Origin of the sequence: Lacrimispora sinapis (genome assembly GCF_043633585.1) — a bacterium.
GTDB classification, from domain to species: domain Bacteria; phylum Bacillota; class Clostridia; order Lachnospirales; family Lachnospiraceae; genus Lacrimispora; species Lacrimispora sinapis.
Window position 1 is genome coordinate 1,090,885 of sequence record NZ_CP141832.1, and the last position, 14,390, is coordinate 1,105,274.

The 14,390-nt window shown below is 42.2% G+C and carries 12 protein-coding genes; 10 read left to right on the forward strand and 2 right to left on the reverse strand.

Features of this window, described 5'->3' with window-relative positions:
* Positions 1–3: 3 nt before the first annotated feature.
* The gene (locus VIG27_RS05020) at positions 4–1,485 is read right to left on the reverse strand and encodes a UxaA family hydrolase (RefSeq protein ID WP_394525793.1); all 1,482 of its coding nucleotides are present in this window, start codon (positions 1,483–1,485) and stop codon (positions 4–6) included.
* 310 nt (positions 1,486–1,795) lie between these two features.
* Here VIG27_RS05020 and VIG27_RS05025 point away from each other — a divergent pair, with 310 nt between their 5' ends.
* From VIG27_RS05025 to VIG27_RS05050, 6 genes are all read left to right on the forward strand, one after another.
* Positions 1,796–2,803 (forward strand): LacI family DNA-binding transcriptional regulator, encoded by a 1,008-nt coding sequence (locus tag VIG27_RS05025; RefSeq protein ID WP_394525794.1) that lies wholly within the window; start codon positions 1,796–1,798, stop codon positions 2,801–2,803.
* 98 nt (positions 2,804–2,901) lie between these two features.
* A complete protein-coding gene (locus VIG27_RS05030) occupies positions 2,902–3,258 on the forward strand; it encodes a DUF6145 family protein (RefSeq protein WP_394525795.1) in 357 nt (118 codons plus the stop codon).
* Complete coding sequence (dusB, locus tag VIG27_RS05035) at positions 3,255–4,223, forward strand: tRNA dihydrouridine synthase DusB (RefSeq protein ID WP_394525796.1); 969 nt, start codon at positions 3,255–3,257, stop codon at positions 4,221–4,223. The genes VIG27_RS05030 and dusB overlap by 4 nt, the downstream gene beginning before the upstream one ends.
* 99 nt (positions 4,224–4,322) lie before the next feature.
* On the forward strand, positions 4,323–4,805 hold the full coding sequence (gene greA, locus VIG27_RS05040) for a transcription elongation factor GreA (RefSeq protein WP_394525797.1): 483 nt from the start codon (positions 4,323–4,325) through the stop codon (positions 4,803–4,805).
* 116 nt (positions 4,806–4,921) lie between these two features.
* Positions 4,922–6,421, forward strand: coding sequence for a lysine--tRNA ligase (gene lysS / locus VIG27_RS05045; protein ID WP_394525798.1), 1,500 nt, complete (start codon positions 4,922–4,924; stop codon positions 6,419–6,421).
* A 631-nt stretch (positions 6,422–7,052) separates the two neighbouring features.
* Entirely contained in the window at positions 7,053–8,822 is a 1,770-nt protein-coding gene (locus VIG27_RS05050) for a methyl-accepting chemotaxis protein (RefSeq protein WP_394525799.1), read from the forward strand.
* A gap of 624 nt (positions 8,823–9,446) precedes the next feature.
* Here the strand turns inward: VIG27_RS05050 and VIG27_RS05055 are convergent.
* Entirely contained in the window at positions 9,447–10,082 is a 636-nt protein-coding gene (locus tag VIG27_RS05055; RefSeq protein ID WP_394525800.1) for a superoxide dismutase, read from the reverse strand.
* Positions 10,083–10,484: 402 nt separating this feature from the next.
* Between VIG27_RS05055 and VIG27_RS05060 the strand changes: the two genes are divergently transcribed.
* Genes VIG27_RS05060 through VIG27_RS05075 form a run of 4 tightly spaced genes read left to right on the forward strand, consistent with a single transcriptional unit; the run spans position 10,485 to position 14,365 of the window.
* Positions 10,485–11,513 (forward strand): sulfate ABC transporter substrate-binding protein, encoded by a 1,029-nt coding sequence (locus VIG27_RS05060; protein ID WP_394525801.1) that lies wholly within the window; start codon positions 10,485–10,487, stop codon positions 11,511–11,513.
* A 42-nt stretch (positions 11,514–11,555) separates the two neighbouring features.
* A complete protein-coding gene (gene cysT, locus VIG27_RS05065; protein WP_394525802.1) occupies positions 11,556–12,410 on the forward strand; it encodes a sulfate ABC transporter permease subunit CysT in 855 nt (284 codons plus the stop codon).
* 9 nt (positions 12,411–12,419) lie between these two features.
* Complete coding sequence (locus tag VIG27_RS05070) at positions 12,420–13,277, forward strand: sulfate ABC transporter permease (protein WP_394525803.1); 858 nt, start codon at positions 12,420–12,422, stop codon at positions 13,275–13,277.
* Positions 13,278–13,300: 23 nt separating this feature from the next.
* Positions 13,301–14,365 carry an ABC transporter ATP-binding protein gene (locus VIG27_RS05075; RefSeq protein WP_394525804.1) on the forward strand — a complete coding sequence of 355 codons (1,065 nt, stop codon included), beginning with the start codon at positions 13,301–13,303 and terminating at the stop codon, positions 14,363–14,365.
* Positions 14,366–14,390: the final 25 nt, after the last annotated feature.

The following is a 14,390-nucleotide window of genomic DNA, read 5'->3' on the forward strand; positions in this document are numbered from 1 at the left end:
GTATTATAATGTCACGCCCTGCTTAAAGATAGCCATGTCGTGGAAGCCTGCTTCTTCCGATTTGACTTTTTTCCCGGAAGCCACTTCAATTACAAAATCAAAAAACTGATTCTTTAGAGTGTCCATGTCTGTGCCTTCCACCAGTACACCGCAGTTAAAATCAATCCAGTTGTTCTTTTTCGTTGCTAGTGCAGTGTTGGTGGCGATCTTCATGGTTGGAACCGGACAAGCAAACGGAGTTCCCCGGCCGGTGGTAAAGAGAACGATATGCGCTCCGGAAGCAGCCAGTGCGGTGGAAGCGACCAGATCGTTTCCAGGAGCACTTAATAAGTTCAAGCCCTTGGTTGTTACCGGTTCGCCGTATTTTAATACATCAACGATTTCTGCACTTCCTGATTTCTGGATGCATCCTAAAGATTTGTCTTCCAGAGTGGAGATCCCTCCTTTTTTGTTGCCAGGAGATGGATTTTCGTAAATCGTCTGATTATGGCTGGTGAAATAGTTTTTAAAGTCATTGATCAGATCCACGGTCTTTTCAAAGGTATCTTCATCGTGGCAGCGGTTCATAAGAAGTGTTTCCGCACCGAACATCTCAGGAACCTCCGTAAGAATTGTAGTACCGCCTTTGGAAACCAGCATATCCGAGAAGGCGCCAACGGTTGGGTTGGCGGTGATGCCGGATAACCCGTCGGAACCGCCGCATTTCATACCGATGATAAGTTCGCTGCAGCTGACCGGTTCTCTGTGGAATGTGCCTGCGTATTCGGCTAATGCTTCCATCATTGCCATGGAGTCTTCCATCTCATCCTCTGATTCCTGAGCGACAACAAATTTGATCCTGCGCTCATCGTATTCGCCGATGTAGCGTTTTAATTCCTGAACGTTGCTGTTTTCACATCCAAGTCCCAGTACCAGGACCCCGCCGGCGTTTGGATGATTGATTAAATCGGCTAAAATAGTTCTTGTATACTCCTGATCATCGCCCATCTGGGAACAGCCGTATGGATGAGGAAAAGCCGCTACCGCATCAATGGAACCGGTAACCAATTTCTGTGAGGCCCGTTCAATGGCGGAAGCGATCTTATTCACGCAGCCCACGGTTGGAATGATCCAGAGCTCATTGCGCACGCCTACTTTTCCGTTGGGTCTGCGGTATCCCAAAAAGGTTCGTTCTTCTGTGGGAGCAAGTTTGATTTCCTGTTTGTTATAAGTATAAGTAAGTAAGTCCCCCAACCCTGTTTTTAAATTGTGTGTGTGAATCCAGGCCCCTGCCGCAATATTCTCCTTTGCTATGCCAATGGCACAGCCGTATTTGATGACGGATGAGCCGGCAGGTATATCGGTAAGTGCAAATTTGTGTCCCTGAGGGATGTCTTCCAAAAGAGTTACCGCTGCCTGGTCCACAACCATGAAAGAGTCGGACTTTAAGGGCTTTAGAGCCACAGCTACATTATCCTCGGGATGAATTTTGATAAAATCCTGCATAAGCTTCCTTTCCTTTCTTCGTACCATTTTTTATACAATCACATACAATGTAAGTACTTACATAAAACATACACTATTTTAATCTCTTAGTCAATAGGGAAAGGAAAAAGAACGGTTTTTCTTTCTATATAAGCCGATTGGAGGACAAAAAAATGGCGTTTTTTCCCTATATAGATAAGGAAAACCAGTTGATTTCTTTATTTATATCCTGTATAATTGACCGGGAAAAGTGTAAGCGCTTACGCTCTCTTTCAAAAATAGCGGAAGGCTGCACAACCAACGTTGAAATTTATGATGTAAGAGGACTACGATGAACATTTATGATATTGCGCAGCTTGCAGGTGTTTCGATCGCTACGGTTTCCAGGGTGGTCAATGACAGCCCGCGAGTCAGCGAGAAGACGAAACAAAGAGTCAGGGATATTATGGAAGAAAATGGCTATACACCCAATGTATTTGCCAGGGGACTGGGACTGGATTCCATGAAAACCATTGGAATCATGTGTCCCGATGTTTCGGATGCCTATATGGCTGCTGCAGTGGCACATTTAGAGAGCCGCATGCATGAGCACGGTTACGACTGCATTTTATGCTGCAGCGGGTTTGAACAATCTGTCAAGGAAAAGTACGTGAGGCTTCTTCTTGCCAAAAGAGTCGACGCGCTAATTATGGTGGGTTCTGTTTATGCCGGATCGGGAGAGGACGACAGTACGGTTCAGTATGTCCGTGAAGCGGCAAAGCAAGTCCCTGTATTTTTAATAAACGGATTTCTGGATCATGAAAATGTTTACTGCGCTTACGGGGATGATTATCAGGCGACCTATGAAGTGACCAGCCAGATGATCGAGGGGGGAAGAAAAAGAATCCTTTTTCTCTGTGATTCCCATTCCTACAGTGCGACCCAGAAGCTGGAGGGGTATGAATCCGCTTTAAAAAGTCATGGACTTCCTGTGCTTGGGGATTTAAAGCTGTATGTGAAAAACCGGATCCATACGGTTCGTGATATTCTTTTGGAACGCCGTGATTTAAGGTTTGACAGTGTGGTTGCCACCGACGACGGACTTGCAGTAGGAGCGATTAAGTATGCAAACGCAAAGCTTTTAAAGATACCGGAGGACCTATGTATCACCGGTTTTAACAATTCCACCCTTTCTATCTGCAGTGATCCGGAGCTTTCTTCCGTGGATAATAAGGTAGAAGAGATATGCAACCTGACTGTCAGCAATATGATGAAGATTCTTCACGGAGACGCCAGTGAAGTGGCCCGGGACAACAAAATCCCATGCAGGCTGATGAAGCGTTGCACCACGGATTTTTAAACTTGTCTTTTCCTGTTGGTTATGCTACAATATAAAGCCAGTAAAACATATGAAAACACCTTTATAGGATATAAGAAAGAGCGGTGACAGGAATAAAGATGGAACATGATGGAGACAATGTGGTGCTGTGTGGTGCCAATTCCTATGAACAAAAATATTATTTTAACCAGCAGTTTTCAAGTCTCCCGGAACACATCAAACAGGAACTGCAGATCATGTGTGTGCTGTATACGGAAGATGTGGGCGGAATTCTGACCCTTGAGTATGAGCAGGACGGCACCCTGGAATTTAAAGTGACAGCGGCGGAAAGTGATTATCTGTTTGATGAGATCGGAAGCGTATTAAAAATCAAACAGTACCGGAAGGAAAAGAGGGAACTTTTGGAATCTTTGGAAGTGTATTACCGGGTGTTTTATCTTGGAGAACAATTGGAAGACGGAGAAATAGATACGTGAAGCTGAAAATTGGTAATGTGACGCTTGACAATAACCTGATACTGGCGCCGATGGCAGGAGTTACAGACCTGCCATTTCGTTTTCTCTGCAGAGAGCAGGGCTGCGGTATGGCAGTCACTGAGATGGTCAGTGCCAAAGCGATCTTATATAAAAACCGAAATACAAAAGAACTGCTTGAAGTGGCAGACGGAGAAGGCCCTGTAAGTGTCCAGCTTTTTGGGTCGGATCCTTCCATTATGGCAGCGATGGCAGCCCAGATTGAATCCGGGCCTTTTGCATTCTTAGATGTAAATATGGGCTGTCCTGTGCCAAAGATTGTGAATAACGGCGAAGGTTCCGCCCTTATGAAGGATATAAAGCTGGCGGAACGTATTTTGTCTTCTATGATAAAAGCGGTGAAAAAGCCTGTGACGGTAAAATTCAGAAAAGGTTTTAACGAGGACAGCATCAATGCGGTGGAGTTTGCCAAAATGGCTGAAAGCTGCGGAGTTGCAGCCGTGGCAGTTCATGGCAGGACCAGAGAACAATACTATTCCGGTACTGCAGACTGGGATATTATCAGGAAAGTAAAGGAAGCGGTTTCCATTCCAGTCATAGGCAATGGTGATGTGTTCAAACCGGAGGATGCCAAGGCACTTCTTGAGGAGACTGGCTGTGACGGCGTGATGATCGCCAGAGGAGCCAAGGGAAATCCCTGGATCTTTTCAAGGACCCTTCATTATCTGGAGACAGGAACCCTGCTTCCGGAGCCGGATGCAAAGGAAATCAGCAAGATGATCCTCCGGCATGGCAGTATGCAGATGGAATTAAAAGGAGAGGTGGTTGCTATGCGGGAGATGCGCAAACACATGGCATGGTATACCGCCGGACTTCCTCATTCTGCCAAACTGAGAAACGACATCAATCAGGTAGAAACCATGGACGAATTAAGGCGGTTCGTGGAAGAAAGAATCGGAGCTTTGTAACCAGTAAAACCAAGCAGAATTCTTGACATTTACAGATGTTTACGCTATAATATCTGGAATGCGGATGAGAGAGTAAGAAACCAGGAGGAATCGAAAACCATGGTAGATAAGAAAAATATATTAACCTACGAAGGTCTAAAAAGATACGAAGATGAGCTTCAGAACTTAAAAGTAGTTAAGAGAAAAGAAGTTGCCCAGAAAATCAAGGAAGCCAGAGAACAAGGCGACTTATCCGAGAATGCTGAGTATGATGCCGCCAAAGATGAACAGAGAGACATCGAATTACGTATTGAAGAACTGGAAAAACTGCTCAAGAACGCAGAAGTCGTTGTTGAGGACGAAATTGATTTAGACAAGATTAACATCGGCTGTAAAGTAAAGGTCTATGACGTGGATGAAGATGAAGAGATGGAATTCAAGATCGTAGGCTCAACAGAAGCGAACAGCCTTCAGAATAAGATTTCCAACGAATCTCCGGTAGGCAAGGCACTGATCGGAAAGAAAGTTGGAGACGTGGTTGATGTAGAGACACAGTCAGGTGTGATCCAGTATAAGGTGTTGGAGATCCAGAGAGTGTCATAGGCAAGTTATTTAGCGAGGTCAGGTACAGTGCAGACTGAGCTTCGTTTATTTGCCGTTAGAAGAGCCGTCAGGCGAATCGGACTTTTTTATTACAGTTCACAAAGGAGTGCAGACAGGTGGCAGAACAACAGAACCAGAATCAGGTTGCAGAAGAAGATTTAAACCATTTGCTGAAGGTTCGCCGCGAGAAGCTGGCAGAACTTCAGGAATCGGGAAAGGATCCATTTAAAGTTACAAAGTACGATGTAAACGTACACAGCAGGGATATTAAAGAGCATTATGAGGAATGGGAAGGCAAGGAAGTATCCATTGCAGGACGTTTGATGTCCAAGCGTGTCATGGGAAAAGCCTCATTTTGTAATGTTCAGGATTTAAAAGGCAATATCCAATCTTATGTTGCCAGAGACAGTATTGGAGAAGAAGAATACAAAGAGTTTAAAAAGCTGGATATCGGTGATATCATTGGCTTAAAGGGAACCGCATTCACTACAAAGACAGGTGAGATCTCCATCCATGCAGAGAGCGTACAATTACTTGCCAAGAGTCTGCAGATTCTTCCGGAAAAGTTTCATGGACTGACCAATACAGATCTTCGTTACAGACAGAGATATGTGGATTTAATTATGAATCCTGAGGTAAAGGATACATTTATTAAAAGATCCCATATTATCAAATCCATCCGTAACCACCTGGATGCCCAGGGCTTTATGGAGGTGGAGACACCGATGCTGGTTGCCAATGCAGGCGGTGCGGCAGCAAGACCATTTGAAACTCATTACAATGCCCTTGATGAGGATGTCAAGTTACGTATTTCCCTGGAGCTTTATTTAAAGCGTCTGATCGTAGGCGGTTTAGAGCGGGTTTATGAAATTGGACGTGTTTTCCGTAATGAGGGCGTTGATACCCGTCATAATCCGGAATTCACTTTATTGGAATTATATCAGGCGTATACCGATTACCACGGTATGATGGATCTGGTTGAGAATCTGTTCCGTTCAGTTGCGTTAGAAGTTCTTGGAACTGCTACCGTTCAGTATGATGGGGTGGAGATTGATTTATCCAAGCCTTTTGAGAGAATCTCTATGGTTGATGCATTGAAAAAATACAAAGGCATTGATTTTACCCAGATTCATTCCGATGAGGAAGCGAAAGCACTGGCAGATGAATATCATGTGGCTTATGAAGCCCGTCATAAGAAAGGGGATATCTTAAGTCTTCTTTTTGAAGAGTTTGTAGAAGAACATTTGATACAGCCTACTTTCATTATCGACCATCCGGTAGAGATTTCTCCTCTTACCAAGAAGAAACCGGAGAACCCGGAATACACTGAGCGTTTTGAACTGTTTATCACAAAGCGTGAGATGGCGAATGCTTATTCGGAGTTAAACGATCCGCTGGATCAGATCGAACGTTTCAAAGCTCAGGAAGCACTTCTTGCAGCAGGAGATGACGAGGCCAATTCCATGGATGAAGACTTTGTCAATGCGTTGATGATCGGTATGCCTCCGACAGGCGGTATTGGTATCGGCATTGACCGGCTGGTAATGCTGCTTACCGATTCTTATGCGATCAGAGATGTTTTGTTGTTCCCGACGATGAAGTCGTTGGAGAAGTAAAACCTAATAAAATCAATGGTCTACACAGGTTTAGCTTTGATTATAAGCTGAATTGACATCAAAAGCTAATCTGATATAAGCCGGGATAAAGCTCTATACATCTAAGTATGAAATATCAGTAATTGGTTCACACAATATAATATAGCAAAATTGCTTTCATTATTTGGACATTTCTTTAACAAGAAGTGTCCTTTTTTGTTTTCAAAATTAAAAAACAGGGAAGGTGATGAAAATGGATAAACTTGAAATAGAAAAAAAGCCCCTGCCAGATGAAGGACGTACTAAATGTCGTACTGGAAAATTACAAAAAAATTGAGAGACAAATGAGCACGGATAAAAAGAAAAATTGAAACTGATGGCTATATTAATAAAATATAAGCTGGCGGTGTTTTGGGATGAATAATTTGTAATATAAATTATATACGGATCTTTGTAAATTACAACAATTTAGTTGTGACAATTCGCATTTGTATTTTATAAACACATACAATTATCATAGGTTTTAGGAATATGGCGTGAATTGTAGATATATGTAGAAAATAGTATGAACTAAATTGACAGAATATAAGATTGAGAGTATGATAGAGACAAGCAATAGAAGTTAAATACATATTAATAGAGGTGGCGGAGTATGAAAAATTTATCTGTATCAAAAAAACTTGCTGTATCTTTTTCAACTATTTTGGCTCTTTTCATTATTACTGTAGTTATTTCGGTTTTTGTAGGGTTACATACGGTAACGGGTTCCTTTAAACAGTTTGTTACAAGTCCATTTACGGTCACTAATACGGTAAATAATATGAGAAGGCAGCTTCAGGGAATTCAAAAGGATATGTCCTATATCATAATTGATGATGTCTCCAATCGCCAGACATGGATAGATGATTTAAATAGCAGGGTAGTAGACTTTGAAAATTCACTTACCAAGATTGAGCCGCTCCTGATGACGGATGGGGGGAAACAATTAGTTCAGGAAGTAAAATCTGAATGGGACAAGCTGCAGCCGATGAAAGAGAAGTTTATGTCCTCTTTGGATGGCAAAGACATTGAGACTTCAAAGAAAATATTATTAGATGAATATTATCCTGCTTCCCTAACACTGGTGGATCTTACAAAAAAACTTATAGATGATTCTAACGATGTAGCCACCTATTTTTATAATGAAGCCCAAACGCTGGCACAGTCTGTACTTATTATATCAATTATATTATTTGTGGTATCTTTAATTTTTGGAGTTATGTTATGTCTTTATATAATACGGTCTATCACTAAACCTTTAAAAGAAATTGAAGCTGCCTCTTGTTTGCTGGCAGATGGTAATCTTAATGCCAATATTACATATGAATCAAAGGATGAATTTGGAACCGTAGCCAATAGTTTTCGGACAGTTTTTGAAAATTTGAGGATTTATATCTTCGACATTTCTGAAAAATTAGGAGAGATTTCAAAAGGAAATTTGGATTTATCCATTGAAACAAATTATAAAAATGACTTCTTGCCTATAAAAGAATCTCTTGAACATATCATTGCGTCACAAAGTTCAACATTTTCACAAATTGCTATTTCGGCAGACCAGGTTAATTCAGGGGCAGAACAGATGTCATCCTCATCCCAGATCCTGGCTTCAGGAGCAACGGAACAAGCTGCTACCGTAGAAGAATTAAATGCTTCGATTGCGAGTGTGACAGAACAGGCAGAACAGAATGTAAAATTTGTTGAAGTAGCTAGTAATTATGTACTTGATGCAGAAAGTGGCATAAATAACAGCAACAAATATATGCAAAAGCTTAATACTGCAATGAAGGGGATCGGAGAATCTTCTGCTAAAATATCAAACATTACAAAAGTCATAGAGGATATTGCATTTCAGACCAACATTCTTGCCCTAAATGCAGCGGTAGAATCTGCAAGAGCCGGAGAAGCAGGAAAAGGGTTTGCCGTTGTAGCTGACGAAGTGCGTAACTTGGCTGCAAAATCAGCGGAAGCAGCGAAGCAAACCTCTGATTTAATCCAAAATTCAGTTTCAACCGTTTTAGAAGGAGAAAAGCTTGCCGATGAAACAGGCAGAGTGTTACAGGAGGTTGCAGATAAGGCCCTTCGGGCAGTCGATGCAATTAAAAAGATTGAGGAATTTTCTAACGCTCAGGCTTTAACGATTGAAGAAATAAATCATGGATTATCACAAGTTTCTGCCGTGGTACAATCAAATGCTGCAACTGCGGAAGAAAGCTCCGCTTCCAGTGAGGAACTTTCTGCCCAGGCACATACGCTTAAACAGGAAGTGAATAAATTTAAAATCAAAAAAAATACTTTGGGAGGAGAATTTAACCCAAAACTGGAATCAAAGGAACGCAATGATGGATTTAACTCAGATAATATGGACCAACATGGCAAATATTGATTAGATTAATTATGGGGTGTATTGGATAGTGATATCTGATATACCCTAAAAAATATTGCTTTGACACGAACTGGAATAATTTGTGAAAGGAATGTTATGCTACCCTCACAGATAAAAATCCCCAATACAGTGCTTTGAGAAAGCAGCCGGTAAGATCAAGCCCTGTCTATGCCTCATAATCAATGGTGTACATGGAAATTTACAATGAGGTTGTAAGTTATGACGAGCTGGTTTAGCTTGATAGAGGGGAGTGGGAATTCTAATATGTACGTTTGAGGTTGGAGAATAATTACGGTGTTAGTTCGTAAAGCTATTATTTCCGTAACGCAATTAATGGGATTTAGGGTTATGATAACACACATTACTCTGCTGATTTTTTATCTCTGTATTCAAAAGGGGCCAATCCGTAAACCTTTTTAAAAACACGGAAAAAAATACACTTTTTGGCTCAGCTCCCTGATACCGGGCGGATTGCAAAACTCCGCACACAAGATATCATGAGCTTAATTCGGTGTTCACATTTTAAAATACAAAATTAAATATATTAAATGCTGGCAGAGAGGGATTTAAAAAATAAAGCACTGCATATTTGTTATCACGTTATACAGTGCTTTAAAATAACGATCAGTTACGTCCGGAGATATAACCCTGATACAGTTCGTTGGCACGGCACCAGTCTACGACATTGAACCAGTCGTCGATATAGGCAGCTCTCTCGTTGTAATGTTTCAGATAATATGCGTGTTCCCACACATCAATTGTTACAATGGGACAGAGATTTTTTACAATCGGAGTATCCTGATTTGCAGAAGTGACAAATTTAAGTTTCCAGTTATTATCCATGACCAGCCAGGCATACCCGGACCCGAATACAGATAATGCTGCTTCTTTAAATTCCTCGTAGAAGTTTTCAATGGAACCGAAATCATTTATTATGGCAGGGTAGAGCATACCTGCATTGCGCCGCGACTCTAAATCAGACATTCCGTTAAAATAAAAGATATGGTTGTAGACGCCGCCTGCATTGTTTATGATGGATTGGCAGATGCATTCCGGCAGACAGTTTGCTTTGCAGATCAGTTTCTCCAATGACCAGTCCTGCAGATCGGGCCAGTCTTTTAAGATAGCATTTAAATTATTGACATACGTCTGTAAGTGCCTGTCATGATGCAGACACATGGTCAAAGCATCGATACATGGCTCTAATGCATCGTATGCGTAGGGGAGAGGTGGGTTTACGAAGGGGTAATGCTCATTCATAGAAAAGACCTGTTTTTACTTTTGGTATATATTATTCCTGGAAATTAGATGTGTGTAGACAAAAGAGAAATATATATTAAAAAATCAGCCCCATCAATGAGCGGCCGGCTGATTGGTAAAATGGTAAAGTGCGGTCACCTGGAAGAAAGGTGGCGGTGCTTATTTTTTTGTTTTAAATCCGTTAAGATTTTGATTATAAGTGTTGACATTCTGGACAAATCCTATTAACATATTTAATTAATATGTATATATGCATTTCAAATGTATATGTGTTAGGGGGGGTGAATATATATAGTAGATGTCAGCAGATTTTTCGTTAAAATTGCTGATTTCAAAGTGGAAATAGGCAGTGTTTTCACGTTTTTTTTGTATATTTATACAAACACACGCAAAAAGGAGGAAATGATGAGAAAATTTAAAAGAGGGTTTTCCTTATTCCTGGCAGTTATGGTGGTGTTTGGTTTGGCGGGCTGTGCGAAGTCAACCGGAAAAGAAGCTTCCCAAACTATCACCATTACAAATGTTTCCTACGATCCGACCAGGGAGTTTTATGTTGCCTACAATGCACTGTTTGAAAAGTATTATTCGGAAAAGACAGGAAAGCAGGTGGAGGTTGTTCAATCCCATGGAGGCTCCGGTGGCCAGGCGAGATCCGTTATTGAAGGAGCTAATGCAGATGTAGTGACCCTTGCCCTTGCCCACGATATCACTCTGATTGAAAAAGCAGGGCTTTTAAAACCAGGCTGGATCAAGGAATTTAAAGGGAATTCTTCCCCTTATACCTCAAGCATCGTTTTTCTGGTCAGGAAGGGAAATGAAAAGGGGATTAAGGATTGGGACGATTTGATTAAGGAGGGCGTAGCGGTGATTACTCCTGACCCCAAAAGCAGCGGAGGTGCCTGCTGGAACTTTTTAGCCGCATGGAATTATGCCGCACAGCAGTTTCATGGTAATGAAGATGAAATGAAGGCTTTTATGGCAAAGCTTTATAACAACGTGACAGTCATGGACTCCGGCGCCCGGGGAGCAACTACTACATTTGTGGAAAATGGGCAGGGAGATGTTTTAATTGCCTGGGAAAATGAAGCTATAATGACCGTTGAGGAATATCCCGATGATTATGAGATTATTTCTCCGAGCATCAGCATATTGGCGGAGCCAAGTGTAGCCATTGTAGATGAAAATGCAGATAAAAATAACACGCAGGAGATCGCAAAAGAATATCTGGATCATTTGTACACGGATGAGGCCCAAAAAATGATTGGGGAATACGGATACAGACCATCCAATCAGACTGTATTAAAGGAATTCTCCAATAAATTTGATTTGAATATGAAATTGTGTACCATCAACGATTTCGGCGGCTGGGATGCGGTGTATGACAAATTTTTTGTAGACGGCGGAATCTTTGATGAGATTTATGGGAATTAAAACGAAACTCTATAAACTGACGGAACATGAATGGAGATGGGTATGACAAAACGAATCATAAAGAAATACCATAGAAAAAACAGAGTAATACCAGGCTTTGGGCTCTCAATGGGGATCACATTGATGATGCTTTCCCTGATTATTTTACTTCCGCTGTTATCTGTCCTCGTTTTTTCCCTGAATCTTTCGCCACAGGAATTCTTCCGGCTGATTACAAAGGAGAATGTGCTCCATGCCTTTCAGACCAGTATTACCAGCGCCTTGATTGCAGCGGCCGTTAATTGTATATTCGGGATCATTCTTGCATGGGTGCTGGTGAGGTATGAATTTCCGGGAAAACGGATTATGGATGGGCTGATTGAACTGCCCTTTGCCCTTCCTACCGCAGTAGCGGGGATTACACTGTCAAAGCTCTATTCGGATACAGGCATACTTGGAAAGCCGTTGGATCAGCTTGGATTAAAAGTGTCTTATACAAAGACCGGGCTTGTGATTGCCCTGATTTTCATCGGAATACCTTTCGTGGTCAGAGCCATTCAGCCGGTGTTGGAGAAACTGGACAGTCAATACGAAGAAGCGGCTTACATATTAGGAGCAGGGAAAATACGAACGTTTTTTAAAGTCATATTTCCGGAATTAAAGCCAGCCTTATTGACCGGCTTTGGATTGGCGTTTGCCAGGGGAATCGGTGAGTATGGAAGTGTGATTTATATATCGGGAAACAGCGCCAAGGAGCATACTCAGGTGATTTCTTATGTGATCATGCAGAAACTCAATTACGTGGACTATGCAAGTGCCACTGCCATTGCATTGGTGATGCTGATAATATCCTTCGCCATATTGCTTTTTATAAATATGATACAGATCAGCCAATCCAGGCGTACCAATTTCATATAGGAGGTTTTCATGGAAACGAGCAGAAAAAAAGAAAACAGGACAGTCCAGATCATTTTAATCGCCATAAGTGTACTATTCCTTGGACTGATGCTGGTATTGCCCTTAATATCCGTAATCATCAATTCCCTGAGTGAAGGCATTCGTTTCTACTTCGCTTCCCTGGGGACGGAATATACCATAGCTGCGTTAAAAGTAACGTTACTGGCAACGGTCATTGCAGTTTTGGCCAACACCTTCTTTGGCATTATGGCAGCCTGGCTGATCACTAAATTTTCATTTAAGGGAAAGCAGGTGCTTTCTGCACTCATCGACATTCCCTTTTCCATCTCTCCGGTCATCGCAGGTCTTGCTTTTCTTATGACGTTTGGCCGGTTGGGCTGGGCCAGCCCCTATATCAATCGGTTGAATGATCTTCTTGGGACCGACATACAGATCGTTTTTGCTATACCGGGAGTGGTGCTGGCTACCATATTTGTGACCTTTCCCTTTGTTTCCAGAGAACTCATCCCGGTCCTTCATGCGGAGGGAAAGGATGAAGAGGAAGCGGCGGCTCTGATGGGAGCGGGAGGATTTACCATTTTTAGGAAAATCACATTTCCGCATATCAAATGGGCGCTGCTCTATGGCATCATTTTATGTACGGCAAGAGCCCTGGGAGAGTTTGGAGCAGTCAATGCGCTGTCAAAAACAAGAGGTGAGACCTTTACCTTACCTCTGGAAATAGATGCACTTTATCTGGATGGCTCCAGTGATTCCATTACAGCGGCATTTGCAGTCTCTTCAATTCTTGTGATCATAGCGGTGATTGTCATTGTCGCCAGAAATATCGTGGAATACCAGGCCAGGAAGAAGTTGAAAAATATCTGAAGGTATAAGAAAAGGAGGGAGTTATGTACGTTGAATTGAAACACATTGATAAAACCTACGGCGGATATCAGGCTTCGGAAAATATCAACATCGGAATTGAAAAAGGGAAGCTGGTGGCCCTTCTGGGGCCCAGCGGCAGCGGAAAAACCACGATACTTCGGATGATCGCAGGACTTGAGACGCCGGATTCCGGAGACATTATCATCGACGGAAAAAGAGTCAATGACATCTCACCTGCGGAAAGGGGGATCGGGTTTGTATTTCAAAATTATGCATTGTTCCGTTACATGACGGTCTATGAAAATCTGGCCTTTGGGCTTGAAATCAAAAAAGTACCCAAGAAGCAGATTCGGGAAAAAATTTCTGAACTGATGAAATTGACCGGATTGACCGGACTGGAAAAAAGATATCCCAATCAATTATCCGGAGGCCAGAGACAAAGGGTGGCATTTGCCAGAGCGCTGGCTCCCGGTCCCAGCCTGCTTTTGCTTGATGAGCCTTTTGCCGCCATTGATGCCAAGGTGCGGGCAGAACTTCGGTGCTGGCTTCGTGAAATGATTCACAAAGTAGGCATAACCAGCATATTTGTGACCCATGACCAGGATGAGGCGGTGGAGGTGGCGGATGAGATTATCATCACCAATAAGGGGCGCATCGAACAGACTGCCTCTCCCATTGAGATCTATAAAAATCCTGCTACACCTTTTGTTGCAGAGTTTATTGGCCAGTCCTCAAAGGTAGAGGAGTACTATAAGCTGAAAGGATTTAAAAAAGGCAATTATAAAGGGGCGATTATTCGGCCGGAGTTTGTGGAGAGCTTTAAAAGCGATAATATAAAGTTTAAGGATGTCATTGATTATTCGGAAGAAGGAGTCGTTGAAGATATCTCCTTCCGTGGAAACTGCCTTGAAGTCAAGCTAAGAGTGGGAGATATGGTCCTGACCACCCAAAGGTCTCTGGAACGGAGACCAATTGAAATAGGAGAACGGATGCATGTAATCGTGTATCGGCTGTATGCATTCGATGATAAAAAAGCGTATTTGTTAAAAAATTCGGAGCTGGAGGGAAAGGAACTGGTGACCTTTTAACAGACAGCGCTCAGGAAGGTTTGGT

What these genes read in the sequence shown, in the direction of transcription:
- VIG27_RS05020 (WP_394525793.1), bottom strand. Translation starts at nt 1,485, where the DNA reads ATGCAGGATTTTATCAAAATTCATCCCGAGGATAATGTAGCTGTGGCT.
- VIG27_RS05025 (WP_394525794.1), top strand. Translation starts at nt 1,796, where the DNA reads ATGAACATTTATGATATTGCGCAGCTTGCAGGTGTTTCGATCGCTACG.
- VIG27_RS05030 (WP_394525795.1), top strand. Translation starts at nt 2,902, where the DNA reads ATGGAACATGATGGAGACAATGTGGTGCTGTGTGGTGCCAATTCCTAT.
- greA (WP_394525797.1), top strand. Translation starts at nt 4,323, where the DNA reads ATGGTAGATAAGAAAAATATATTAACCTACGAAGGTCTAAAAAGATAC.
- VIG27_RS05050 (WP_394525799.1), top strand. Translation starts at nt 7,053, where the DNA reads ATGAAAAATTTATCTGTATCAAAAAAACTTGCTGTATCTTTTTCAACT.
- VIG27_RS05055 (WP_394525800.1), bottom strand. Translation starts at nt 10,082, where the DNA reads ATGAATGAGCATTACCCCTTCGTAAACCCACCTCTCCCCTACGCATAC.
- VIG27_RS05060 (WP_394525801.1), top strand. Translation starts at nt 10,485, where the DNA reads ATGATGAGAAAATTTAAAAGAGGGTTTTCCTTATTCCTGGCAGTTATG.
- cysT (WP_394525802.1), top strand. Translation starts at nt 11,556, where the DNA reads ATGACAAAACGAATCATAAAGAAATACCATAGAAAAAACAGAGTAATA.
- VIG27_RS05070 (WP_394525803.1), top strand. Translation starts at nt 12,420, where the DNA reads ATGGAAACGAGCAGAAAAAAAGAAAACAGGACAGTCCAGATCATTTTA.
- VIG27_RS05075 (WP_394525804.1), top strand. Translation starts at nt 13,301, where the DNA reads ATGTACGTTGAATTGAAACACATTGATAAAACCTACGGCGGATATCAG.